The sequence below is a fragment of the Streptomyces sp. NPDC005181 genome (assembly GCF_040608395.1).
Classification (GTDB): domain Bacteria; phylum Actinomycetota; class Actinomycetes; order Streptomycetales; family Streptomycetaceae; genus Streptomyces.
This window is the reverse complement of sequence record NZ_JBEXID010000051.1, coordinates 20,646-32,907: the sequence shown is the minus strand read 5'-3', so window position 1 is coordinate 32,907 and position 12,262 is coordinate 20,646. Positions and strand designations below refer to the sequence as shown.

Here is a 12,262-nt window from a genome sequence, read left to right as displayed (position 1 = left end):
AGCCTTTGAGGCATCGCACAGCGCATCCGCACAGCCACACCGAGAAGAAAGGCCCGCTCTACGAGGCCCTAGGCATCACCGTCAGTTACGAAAACGCAACGAGGACCGCGACCATAAGGTCGAGGCCCTCGTCTTCGTATCGTCACTAGTTGTGTCCGAGGGGGGATCGGGACCAATACCCCACGGATCGCGCCGCTGGTCACGGAGCTGACACTGATCGGCGCCACGAACTGACCCGTCGGCTCGGGGGCTTCTTCTGACCGATCAGGTCGTCGATCTCCGTCCAGAGCGGGCCGGGAGCGGCGGCGACCTTCGCCAGGTGTGCGGCTCGTCGTTCTTCGGCGGCCCGCCGCCGGGCCTCTTCCGCCGCTCGGCGGGCCTTCTGTTCGCGCTCGGCTCGCCCGGTGCGGTGCAGGTGCGCGGCGTCCAGGAGCGCGGCGGCGCTGCGGCGCTGCGGCGCTGCGGCGCTGCGGCGGCTGCCGACGGTGGTTGCGTCGGCCGGGGTGCGGGTCGCGCGGAACCGTGCCATGAGTCTCGAGCCGACGTGAGCCGCCTTGCCGAGCGCGGCCTCCACCAGGAGTGCGTTCTTCTCCGCTGTCGGCAGCGCGCTGACGAACGTGGCCAGCGCCTTGGCCTGATCGGCCGGGGCGGCATCCCCGGAGGGCGCGGAGGCGTCGGCGGCGACGGTCAGCAGGTCTTCGTCGACCTTCAGGAAATGCGCGAGTGCCTGCTGCGGTCCGGTCAGCTCGCCCAGCCCGGCCGGCACCGGCGGCTCGGTCTCGCGGGCGTACTCCTCCTCGTCGTCCTCGGCCAGCTCCCACACCCGCAGGCCGGCCAGCCACGCCAGGTACAGCGGCCGCAGGTCCCCGGCGGCGAGCTCGGCCCGCAGCCCGACGAAGTCCGAGAGCGTGAATGACGACTCGAAGTCCCACTCCCCGCCGTCCTCGCAGTCCAGGGAGAAGTCCAGGAGGGTGTAACCGCCCTTGGTGTGGACGGTGAGGGACTCCTCCAGCGCGTACGGCTCGACGGTCTTCTTCGCCAGCAGGCCGGCGGGCAGCCGCAGCAGCAGGCAGCGCGAGCCCCAGTTCGCGAAGTACAGGTGCGCGTCGTAGAGCTGCTCGACCAGCTTCGTGGTGTCCCCATGGAAGTCCCCGAAGTGATATTCGTTGACGAACCGGGTCGCGGTGATCGTCGCCCGCGTCGACAACGCCCGCACCTGGGCCTGCTCGTCCTTGGACAGCGGCCGGTCGACGGCCAGGAACTCGTAGTACTGATACTCACTCACGCCGCCGCACCCTACCCGTGGCCACCGGTGCCTCGTCGGCCCGGTGTGCTGGGATGGAGGGATGAGCACCGAGGAGACGAGCGCCGCCCTGTCGGATCTGGTGGACGCCCTGCGCCGGGACAAGCGGCGCGGCCCCTACGCCGGGCACGACGCGTACGTACACACCGCATGGGCCGTCCAGGAACAGGCCACCCGGCTGATCGAGTCCAGGAGCGCCGTGTCGGCGGTTCCGGAACTCCGCAAGGCCGTCGACCGCATCACCAAGGCCCTGATGCACCTGGACGACTCCTCCGGCATGGCCGGCGACGCGCTGCGCGCCCTGGTCGACTGCTACGCCCGCGCCTTGGCCGCCGCCCCGCCGAAGAACCCGGCACCGCTGGCCCGCTGGATCGCCGCCACCACCCTGGACGGCCCCGGCTGGCCCGACCTGCCCCTGGCGGCCTTCGCTCCGGCCCTCGGCCCGAAGGGCCTGGCAGCCCTGACCGACATCGTCGAGGAGCGCGCTCGCTTCCTCACGCCCGCTGACCAGTACGGCGCCGAGTTCGGCGTCCGGCACCTGCGTGTCCAGCTCGCCGAGGTCTCCGGCGACACCGACCACTACATTGCCGTCCTCGCGGAACAGCTCACCAGCCCCACCCCGTACGTGAAGATCGTCCGGGCACTCCGGGCCGCAGACCGCCCCGACGAGGCCGTCACTTGGGCAGAACGCGGCCTGACCGACCATCCCACCAGCCCCAACCAGTACGCGGGCCCGCTCCGCGATGAACTCGTCGCCCTCCACCTCGCCGCAGACCGCCCCGAGAAGGCCCTCCTGGTCCGCCGCGACGCCTTCGCCCGCACCCCCGTCCACGACCTCTTCCGTCCCCTGGCCGCCACAGCCAACAGCCTGGACCACCCGGAGGCCATCGACTGGGCCCTGGACCTCCTGCGCGAACGCCTGGACACCAACCCCACCACGTACACCCGCGAACTGATCGAGTGCCTCCGCGAGACCGGCCGCACCGACGACGCCTGGCACACCGCCACGCACCTCGACGCCCTGTCGAAGTACACCCTCCAGGACCTCATCGAGAAGCGCCGCACCACCCATCCCGCCGACGTCATCGCCCCCTACCACCACCTGGTCGACCTCTATCTCGCCGACACCGGCAACAAGCGCCGCTACGACTACACCGCCCGCCACCTGAAGAAGCTCCGCACCGTCCACCGCACCCTGGGCACCGAACCCGACTTCGACGCCTACCTCACCACCCTGCGTGCCGAACACCGCCGTAAGCCCAGCTTCATCACCCGCCTCGACCAGTCCGGCCTCCGCGGCACCGCGCCGTGAACTTCCCGGGGCCCGGCCGGATAGCCATCCGATACCCCCAACCGGGTAATTCCGAGGCTCTTCTCGTTGGGTCAGTACCGACCGCGCCGGGTCCTCCCGCTGCTGGGCCGGTAGGCATCCTTCACGATCTGCTCAAGATCCTCTTCGCTGAACCTGCGGTGGCTTCCTCGGCGGCCGACCCCCGTACGGCTACCGCCTGGTCGATCTCGGCCCGCATCCCAACCCGGCCAAGGCCGCCGACGGCAAGCGCCTCCACGGCCTGGAACCCGATCCCGTCACCGCGCCGATCGTCGTCCGCATCTTCACCGAGTACCTGAGCGGCCTCGGGATCTTCGCCATCGCCGAGGGCCTGACCCGCGACGGCATCCTCAGCCCCTCCGCGTACGACCGCACCCGCAACCCACACCGCGACACCCGGGCCTGGTCCAAGAGCGCCGTCCGCGCGGTCCTCACCAACCCCCGCTACACCGGCCGCCAGGTCTGGAACCGCCAGCGCAAGCACGAGTCCCTCATGGACATCACCGACGTCACCCTCGGCTACACCACCACCATGAAGTGGAACGGCCAGGACAAGTGGATCGTCTCTAAGAAGATCGTCCACACCCCGCTCATCAACGACGAGATCTTCGCCCGCGTCGACAGGCTGCTCCACAAGCGAGCCACCACCGGCGCCGCGCACGTTCAGCACCGGACCCGTAACCCCTACCTCTTCCGCGGCCGGATCACCTGCGACTCGTGCGACCGCCGCATGCAGGGCCAGTGGTCCCACGGCGAGCCGTACTACCGCTGCCGCTTCCCCGAGGAGTACGCCCTGGCCAACAGCATCGAGCACCCCCGCAACGTCTACCTCCGCGAGGCATGGGTCATCCCTTCCCTCGACACATGGCTGACCCGCGTCTTCAGCCCGCACCGCCTCTACGCCAACGTCGACGCCCTGGCCGGCGCCGCCTCCGAAGAGAACACCGCCGACACCTCCGAAAACGCAGCGCGAGCCGCCATCGCGGAGTGCGACAGGAAGCTCGCCACCCACCGTTCCGCGCTCGAAGCCGGAGCCGACCCCACCCTCGTCACCCGATGGATCGCAGAGACTCAGGCCCACCGAGCCCGCGCCGAAGCCGTCCTCCGGACCGCCGCCCGGGGCCCCGCGGGACCCATGAGCCGCGAGGAAATCACGCGGCTGGTCGACTCCATCAAGGACCTCGCCGCCGTCGTCAGCACCGCAGACCCGGCCGACAAGGCCGAGATCTACCGGCAGCTCGGACTCCGCCTCTCCTACACCCCCGGCAGCGCCACTACACCCCCGGCAGCGCCACCGTCCGCGCCGAGATCCATCGCGACGGAGACGGCCCGGACAACGGAAAATCCCCACGGTCACAGAGTGACCGTGGGGATTTGGTACGTACGTGTCCGAGGGGGATCGGGACCCATACCCCACGGATCGCGCCGCTGGTCACGAAGCTGATGCTGGGCGCTCCGGCACGCTGAGAGCGCCGTCCCGCCAGGTGCTGCAGGACGGCCTGCCAAGGACCCGGGCTCGACCGGCACGGGGCCCCGATTAGGTCCTGTGCGGAGCTCTGTCAAGTCCCGTACCGGGCCGGGTTCGGTCGGCGTATTGTCGGTGGCCGGCACCCGCATCACGCCTCGTCCGCCCGGTACGACGTCGCGGGGCGTCGATGGAGTCCGTGAAACACGTCCGGTATCCGGTAATCGACATCCAGCGCATCAGAAAGTGATGGTTCGGCGTGAGGCTGCTGTTCGACCCTGACCCCTTCTTCGACGGCCCCGAAATCATCGCTCCGGTTCGGGCCGCAGGCGCGGAGGCGGACGACGGCGGAGACGACGACTTCGAGTCGGCGTGCGACGGGTTGGTCCGCCTCGTCACCGAGTACCGGCACGAGCTGCAGACCTCCGCCGGTCTGGACGAGACCCGCGGCGCACTCAACGAGTTCTTCCTCTCCCACGCCCTGGAGTACCGGCATCGCGGCACGACGGACGGGCGGCTCGCACTGTGGCGTGAGGAGCATGTGCGGGCGCTGCTCCTCGAATGGCTGCCCCGGAACGTCACCGCCCTGCCGCAGGAGGCCGACGAGGGCGACGCGCCCGGAGCCGTCGCCGGCCTGGTGGAATTCCTGGCCGCGACCGGCATCCTCGACCCGCGCTCCGAGGACCCCGGCCGCTTGCGCGAGACCGCCGAGGAGCTGCGGGCCGCTCATGACGAAGCGATGCAGGACCCGCGTTTCATGGGCCCGGCCAAGTTCTGGATGCTGACGGCAGCCCGTGCCGGCGTCGATGTACGCGACGAACGGTCCCTGGACCGGTTCCTCGCCGACGCCCGAGCGGGCCTCGTCGCCTACGACGCGAAGCAGCTCGAGGAGGTCATGCTGAACCAGCTGGCCGGCGGGGTCATGGCCACCGGGGCCGGTCCCGGTGGCCGCAGCCTGCTCCAGGAACGGGAACCGGCGCTGCCCGCGGTGGCATTGGGCGACGAGCCGTCGCTGCGCCGGGCCGCCGCGGACGCGGGTGTCCTGGGGCAACTCGCGGAGGTCGCCCGTTGGCTCGGCAAGGACGGGCGTCCGGTGACGAAGACCGGCCGCCTGAAGACCGCCGACGCGATCGAACTCGCCCGCCGCCTCGGCACGGAGCGTGGCCTGGGTGAGGCGGCGGGCCCGCTCGGTCATCTCGCCGGCGACGTGCTCGACGGTATTCGCCGCGCCGACCAGCTCCCCTACCTGCGGCTCCTTGTGGAGTGGGCGCGTGAGGCCCGGCTGGTGCGGGTGTACGGGGGCCGGCTGGTGGCGGTCGCGGGCGCCAGGTCCGTACGCGAGGACCCTCTCGCGCTCGCCGCCCGTGCGCTCACCGCGCTGCCCTGGCTGCGCGATCCGCTGCTGACCGGCCCCGGATGGGATGTCCCGTCCCGGCTCTACCGGCGCTTCGACCTGCTGCTGCCGGACGTCCTCGCCGCGCTGTATGGAATGCCGGCCGCCACGCCGTGGCCACTGCTGTGGCACACGGTGCGCACCGGCTATCTCGACGACGCCCACCGGTTCGTGACGGAGGATGCCGCGGACGCCGCCGACCGGCGCTCCGCCGCCGAACTGCACGCCGTCTTCCGTCTCCTCGCGGCAGCGGGGATGGTCGATCTCACGCGCGGCCCGGTCGACACCACGATCACCGAACCCCTGCGCGCCCTCGGTACGGCGGGCGGACCGGCCGGACCAAGCGGACCGGGCGGACCGGATGGACCGGATGGACCGGATGGACCGGGCGGACCGGGCGCCGGTCGCCACGAAGGCGCCGCTCCCGGCCGGGACCTCCTGCGGGCCTGCGAGGGCGACGACGTCGAACTCGTACGGCTCACCCCGCTCGGGCACCTACGCGGTCCGCGCGCTGCTCACCTCCCTCGGCCGCCGCGCCCCCGCCCTCGGCGATCTGCGGGAGGCGGACGCCACGACCCTCCTCACCTCACTGCTCGACGAGTACGGGCCCGATGAGGCCCGTGCGGAGCTGGCCGGATGGATCGCGGCGCAGGGCGGCTGGGACGCCGCCCGACCCGCCCTCGCCGGGGCGCTCGCCCGGGTCCGCCTGCACACCCGGCGCAACGCGATGCTGCGTCTCCTCGCCATGGACCTGCCCGACGGACTCGGCCCACAGCTGCTGCGCACGCTGCGGGAGGACGCGGAACTGGCCCCCAACGCCCTCCTGATCACACAGGAGCGGGCGACGGAACAGCACACACCATGGACCCGGACAGCACCACCGGCACCGCCGCCTTCCCTGTCGTCGAGGACATGGACGAGCGCGAGTCCGCCCTGGCCGTCGCCGAGAGCCTGCTGCTGATGCGGGAACTCGGCGGCGAGGAAGGGCTGCTTGCGGAGGCGGGCCGCTCCAGGGACGACACCGAGATGTTCACCGTCATGCTCCAGCTGGCATGCGCCTCCGGCCACCCGGACCGGGCCGGCCTGGAACGTCTTGCCCGGATCGACGTGACCGGACTGCGCGGCAGAGCCACCCGGCTGGGACGGCTGCGGGCGGACGCGGCACGCAAGCGCAAGGGCGGCAGCAACGCCAAGGGCAAGGGCAAGAAGCGGAAGAAGCGCCGCTGAGCCGACCGCCGACCGTTCCCGCACGGCGGGAAGCCGCCGCCCGGCCCGGTGGAGGGGGCGCCGGGCCTGCACCCTCTCCCCCGCGCACACCGCCGGCCCCTCCCACCATTCCTGCTCCGTCCCCTTATCCTTTCCGCTTCCCTTCGGCTTCCCTTCGGCTTCCCTTCGGCTTCCCTTCGGCTTCCCTTCCGCTTCCCTTCCGCTTCCCTTCCGCAGAGGTCCTCCATGTCCCGTCCGCCCCGTCACCACATCGCCCGCCTGCTCGACGACACCTCGCCCACCGGGACGTTCAGCACCGAGCTGTCCCTGCCCGCATCGGATCTCCGGCTCGACGTCGACGGTTTCGGCCCGCTGCCCTTCCCGCTCAGGGCCGACAAGGTGAAGAGGCTGATCGCAACTGCCCGACGGGCCAAGTTCGGCAAGGGGGAGGCGACACTCAGCGACCCCTCCGTCCGCGACACCTGGGAGCTCACACCCGAACAGTTCACCGTCGGCGGCGACCGCTGGCAGGCACGCCTCGACTCCGCCCTCGACCAGATCCAGGACCGTCTCGGCCTGTCACCGGCCGCCCGGCTGACCGCCCGTCCGCACTCCCTTCTCCTCTACGGCAAGGGCCAGTTCTTCCTCCCCCACCAGGATTCGGAGAAGGACGACGCGATGATCGGCACGCTGGTCGTGTCCTTGCCGACCACGCACTCCGGCGGAGAACTGGTCATCCACCACGGTGGCACCAGCAGGTCCTACCGCGCCTCGGCGGACGATCTCGGCCTGGTCGCCTTCTACGCGGACTGCCGCCACGAGGTCACCCCGGTCACCCGGGGCTACCGTGTGACCCTCACCTTCGACCTGCTCGTCGAGAAACCCGCCGGTGACGGCGCGGCCGGGCCGGGCCCGGTGGCCGAGGTCGCCGCCTGCCTGACCTCCCACTTCACCACCCCCGCCACACCCCGCTACTCCTACCGTCCGCTTCCACCGCCCGGCCGCCTCGTCCACCTCCTCGACCACGAGTACACCCGGCGCAGCTTGCACTGGGACCAGCTCAAAGGCGCCGACCAGCACCACGCGGCCGTACTGCGGGCAGCCGCCGAGGCCGCGGACTGCGAAGCCGTCCTGGCCCTCGTCGACGTCAAGGAGACCTGGGACGCCTACCCCGAGGGCGAGGACCCCTGGGACCGCTACGACTCCTCGTACTACTACGACGACGATGACGATGACGAGGACGTGGCCGAAGCCGGTAACCGCACCAGCAGCGAGCCGGAGTACGTACTCAACGACCTGATCGACGACGAGGTGACCCTCACCTGGTGGACGCTTCCCGGCCGCCGCGGCGGCGAGAGCGTAGCGCTCCATGTCCCCGACGAGGAACTCTGCGCCACCACCCCGAACAAGGCCCTGAAGCCGTACGAGTCGGCGTACGAGGGCTACATGGGGAACTACGGCAACACCCTGGACCGCTGGTACCACCGGTCGGCCGTCGTGCTGTGGCCGCGCGAGCAGGCGTTCGCCACGCGCGCCGAGGCCCGGCCCGCCGAAGCCCTCGACGACCTCCACCAGCGCCTGACGTCCGGCGACACCGCCGCGGCGGCCAGGACCGACGCCGCCTCACTGGAGCCGTTCTGGTCCGGCGTCGTCGCCTCCACCGTCCGGGCCGGCACGACGTCCACCGGCCCGGCATACGGAAGCGGGAGCGGGGACGGGGACGGGGACGGCGCTGCGGACGGCACCTCCCTCGACAGGATGCTGGGCCTCGCCCTGCGCATCGCCCCGCTCCTGGACGATCCGGCACTCGCCGCGACACTCCTCAGCCCCCTCCCCCTGGAGTCCCTGACTCCCGCCCACGCCGACGCCCTCGCCACCGCCTGCACCCACCACGGCGCACAGTGGTCCGGGCCCCTGCTCTCCGCGTGGTTCGGGGAGCCCTCCCGGCACATGGACAGGGGACGGCGTGAGTGGACCCGTCACCTGCCGGGGATCGTCCGGGCACTGGAGGCGGCGGGCGCCGGGCAGGCGGCTCAACAGTTGACGGCGGAGACCTGGAAGTGGCTCGACAGCCTGCTGAAGTACTGGACGACAGTCCGCCACACCGCGCAGCGCACTCCCTCGTTGGCGGGGCTCGCCGCCCCGCTCGCCCGGCTGTCCCGGTGCGCCGGCGGCTCCCTGCCCGCAACCATCCGGAAGACCCTGCGCGGATACGACGACACCGTCCTGGAATGCATGGTCCCAGCCGTCCTGACGCCACGTCCGCAGGACGATCCCGGCCCACCGATGTCCGGCCCACCGGGGCCGGGCATCACCGACGGCCTCACAACCGCCCTCGCCCATGACTGCGTCGAACGCCTCGAGGCACTCCTGGCCCGCCCCGAGCGCACCGCCGACGACTGGTCGATCACCTGGAGTGCCCACCCGCCGGAGCGGGGCCGGGGACAGCGGCGCGGCCCGGCCCCGCACACCGGTCCCGCCGGCTGCGGCTGCGAGCTCTGCACCACCCTGGAGTCCTTCCTCACCTCCCCGACCAGGTGCTCCCACGAATGGCCCCTGGCGCAGCCCCGGCGGCAGCACATCCACCAGCTGATCGACACCGCCGCCCTGCCCGTCCGGCACGTCACCCGGCGCCTGGGACGCCCGTACACCCTCGTCCTGACCAAGACCGACCGCCTGTTCACCGACGAACGCGACCGCCGCACCAGGGCCGCCGCCGACCTCACCCGTTTGCGTGCCCTCCTGGCCGACGGAACTGCCCCCACCGGAAAGGGCTGACGGGATCCGAACCGGAACCCGAACCGGAACCCGAACCGGGACCGGGACCTCTCCGGGCGCCGGGTCCCTTCTTCGTGAGGCCGGTCGGTCCTGGTCAGTTCCTGGCCGGGGAGCCGCAGCATTTCTTGTATTTGCGGCCCGACTCGCACCAGCACGGCCCGTTGCGCGGCGGAGGCCAGACCGGCGCTTGCTCGGGACGGTCGCGGAGTACGTGTCGGCTGTAGGTGCGGCGGGTCCCCGCATCGTCGACCGGAAGCCCTTCCCCGGCGGCGAACTCCTCGTACGACGCAAGGGTCGGCTTGACGATGTGCACCCGGGTGGCACCCGCCTCGGTATAGGTGCACGCGTCGGTCTGCGGCCGCTCGGCGTAGCTGGCGTAGTCGTCGCCGTAGGACTCGGTGGACTCGGGCCAGCGCCGGCGCAGGTCCGACAGTGCGGTGGACGCGGCATCGGGGGTGCTTCGGGAGGTGCCTGTCGGGCTGAGCAGGGCGAGCGCCAGGCGCTGCGCCTCCGCGCGCAGTTCGGGCCGCTCGGCCAGCAACGCGTCGAGCACACCGCCGCGTTCGGCGGCGGACAGGGCGCGGAAGGTTGCCGCGGCATCGGCCCGGTCCGGGTCCCGCTGCGGCGCGGGAGCCCAGTCGATGCCATCGTGCATGGCGGCGAGAGCGAGTGCCACGGCGTGTGCGCAGAAGGCGCTGCGGGAGCCGCAGTCGCAGGTGCCGGTCAGCCGTCGGTCGACCACCCCGACCCAGACGCTGTGCCGCGCCCCTTGGGCGACGACTCCTCCGGCGGCACCGCCGTCAGCCGCGGCACACTCCCGTACGGCCCCCTGGCGGTGGAGTTGCTCCCCGGTACGCAAGGCCGCCTTGCTCGCGGTCTGTCGCACGGTCTCTACGGTCACTACGGCTGCCATCCGGGCATTCAACCGTGCGGCGCAGGCCGGTTTCCAGCCGGGGATCAGGACCCCGCCTGCGGCCCGTTCACGGCGGAGATCCGCAGCGGTGGGTCACAGCAGTGAGGAGTCGCGTCGCGCGGCGTCAACCTCGCGGCGGAAGGCGATGTGGCGCGGATAACTGTCCCGGATGCCTTCGAGGTAATGTCCGTCGCCGTCGGCGATCAGCAGCCCCTCCGCACAGGCGGCGGCCAACCGTGCGGCCTCCTCGTAGGAGGCCCGGTCCTGGGAGCCGACAATGCGGCGCACCGAGCGGTCGCTCACGGCCCGCGCGATCTTGAGCCAGTGCGCGCGCCGTGCGGGAGTGGTGGCGCGGCGGGTCAGCAAGTCCTGCAGATGAGTGGCGTACGCGGTGCCGGCCTCCGCTTCCTCCTCGTGGCGTTCGTCGCTGTACCGGACCGTGCGGCCGCCCGTCGCGGCCTGGAAGAACAGGGAGTGCAGAACGGTGTGCGGCCAGTCGGGACGGGCCGCCGCGCCGCTGGCCGCGGCGATGACGTACGGAAGCACGGTCATGGTGACGTCCGTACTGCGGTAGCTGCTGTAGGACTGCTCCTCGGTGCCGGTCGGCAGCAGGGCCAGAACCTCGTCGACCCGGTCCGCGAGCAGCAGGGCCTGTGCCTGGAACGCGAGCAGGTAGGCGTGGCGGAATCCCGCCTCGCCGGCTGCGATCTCGTCGGCGGCGAGTCCGGCGGCCTCCGCTCCGGCCCCGGCCTGGTGGGTTTCGGCGGCCTCGTAGAGTGCGACCAGACGGCGGGTGGACGCGTGGAGCTGGAAGGCGCGGGCCCGGTGGGCGGCGGTGGCCTCGGTGTCACCCCGCTCGACGGCGAGCTCGGCCGCCCGTTCGGCCAGCGGCGCCCACTGGTGGACGGCCCAACCGTGCTCCCCCTCCCGCCGGTTGCCGGCGGCTTCGAGTCCTTCCTCGCAAGCATGAGTTGCGGCCTTCGCCTCGCTCTGCGCCCGTAGCGCGTCGACGAGGCCGAGGTAGGCGTCCGGCTGATCGATCCCGCCCGCGCGGGCAGCCTGGGCGAGCGCGTCGGTTCCCCCGCTGTATCCGGCGGCCTCCCTCAACAGCCGCATGCGCAGCGGGGAATGGCCCTGGGCGGCGCGGGAGACCAGGGCGCGGGTCCAGTGCGGGGCGAAGTCGGCGAGGGAGGCGACGTCGTACGGCAGCGCCTCGCGCACCGCGGCGAGCGAGCGCGGCTCATGGCCGTACGGCAGCCCGGTCAGCCACAGCTCGGCCAGCTCCTCGGCCGCCGTGGCGGGGTCGGCGACGGCGTCGAGTCGGGAGCGCAGCGCGCGGGCGGCGGCCTCGGTGAGGTCGGTGTCCAGCATGGCGGCCGCCGAGGTCTCGAAGCTGTACAGGGGCCCTTCGTCCCCTTCGAGTTCCAGGGCGGCGAACAGCATGCGATGCGCCCGCGCGGACAAGTCGTACTCCCCGGCCAGGAGACAACCGGCCGCGCGACTGAACAGGGCGTCCATGCGCGGCGCCCAGGACGCGTCGCCGAAGGCGCGCTCATGGCCGAGATCCGGGTCCCAGTCCCAACGGTCGTAGAAGACGCCCGACTCGACGTCCGTGGTGAAGGCCTCGATGTCGGCGATGAGCGTGTCCGGCCGCCGGCCGCCGGCGGATGACGCGTCGGGGGCGAGCAGGGCCTTGAGGTCGCCGAGGAAGGCCGCCCGGCTTCCGCTGGGCAGGCCGGTGGCGTACGCGGTGAGCGTCTGCCTCAGCTCCCGCTCGGTCAGCGGGTCGACGAGGGAGGCGAACTCGGCGAGGAATTGCTGGAGGCTGGGGGACGTGACCATGCCCGAAACCCTAGCTCCGGTGCCGCCGGAAC

9 protein-coding genes are annotated in these 12,262 nt (G+C 71.9%); 5 read left to right on the top strand and 4 right to left on the bottom strand.

The features are described from left to right. Positions 1 to 199 precede the first annotated feature (199 nt). The gene (locus tag ABZV38_RS27000; RefSeq protein ID WP_356331048.1) at positions 200 to 1,285 is read right to left on the bottom strand and encodes a hypothetical protein; all 1,086 of its coding nucleotides are present in this window, start codon (positions 1,283 to 1,285) and stop codon (positions 200 to 202) included. Positions 1,286 to 1,346: 61 nt separating this feature from the next. Here ABZV38_RS27000 and ABZV38_RS26995 point away from each other — a divergent pair, with 61 nt between their 5' ends. From ABZV38_RS26995 to ABZV38_RS26985, 3 genes are all read left to right on the top strand, one after another. Then, the gene (locus ABZV38_RS26995) at positions 1,347 to 2,615 is read left to right on the top strand and encodes a DUF6880 family protein (RefSeq protein ID WP_356331047.1); all 1,269 of its coding nucleotides are present in this window, start codon (positions 1,347 to 1,349) and stop codon (positions 2,613 to 2,615) included. Positions 2,616 to 2,811: 196 nt separating this feature from the next. Continuing rightward, positions 2,812 to 4,077: a recombinase family protein gene (locus ABZV38_RS26990; protein WP_356331061.1), complete on the top strand. Its 1,266-nt coding sequence runs from the start codon at positions 2,812 to 2,814 to the stop codon at positions 4,075 to 4,077. Positions 4,078 to 4,357: 280 nt separating this feature from the next. Beyond that, a complete protein-coding gene (locus ABZV38_RS26985) occupies positions 4,358 to 6,106 on the top strand; it encodes a hypothetical protein (protein WP_356331046.1) in 1,749 nt (582 codons plus the stop codon). Here ABZV38_RS26985 and ABZV38_RS26980 read toward each other — a convergent pair. After that, the gene (locus ABZV38_RS26980) at positions 6,078 to 6,347 is read right to left on the bottom strand and encodes a hypothetical protein (RefSeq protein WP_356331045.1); all 270 of its coding nucleotides are present in this window, start codon (positions 6,345 to 6,347) and stop codon (positions 6,078 to 6,080) included. The two genes, ABZV38_RS26985 and ABZV38_RS26980, sit on opposite strands and share 29 nt — an antisense overlap. A 5-nt stretch (positions 6,348 to 6,352) precedes the next feature. On the opposite strand from ABZV38_RS26980, the gene ABZV38_RS26975 reads away from it, so the two are divergent. Continuing rightward, a complete protein-coding gene (locus ABZV38_RS26975; protein WP_356331044.1) occupies positions 6,353 to 6,718 on the top strand; it encodes a hypothetical protein in 366 nt (121 codons plus the stop codon). Positions 6,719 to 6,943: 225 nt separating this feature from the next. After that, entirely contained in the window at positions 6,944 to 9,475 is a 2,532-nt protein-coding gene (locus ABZV38_RS26970; protein ID WP_356331043.1) for a 2OG-Fe(II) oxygenase, read from the top strand. 94 nt (positions 9,476 to 9,569) lie between these two features. Here ABZV38_RS26970 and ABZV38_RS26965 read toward each other — a convergent pair whose 3' ends face one another. Further along, complete coding sequence (locus ABZV38_RS26965; RefSeq protein WP_356331042.1) at positions 9,570 to 10,361, bottom strand: SEC-C metal-binding domain-containing protein; 792 nt, start codon at positions 10,359 to 10,361, stop codon at positions 9,570 to 9,572. Positions 10,362 to 10,481: 120 nt separating this feature from the next. Further along, positions 10,482 to 12,230: a hypothetical protein gene (locus ABZV38_RS26960; RefSeq protein WP_356000547.1), complete on the bottom strand. Its 1,749-nt coding sequence runs from the start codon at positions 12,228 to 12,230 to the stop codon at positions 10,482 to 10,484. Between the last annotated feature and the right edge of the window lie 32 nt (positions 12,231 to 12,262).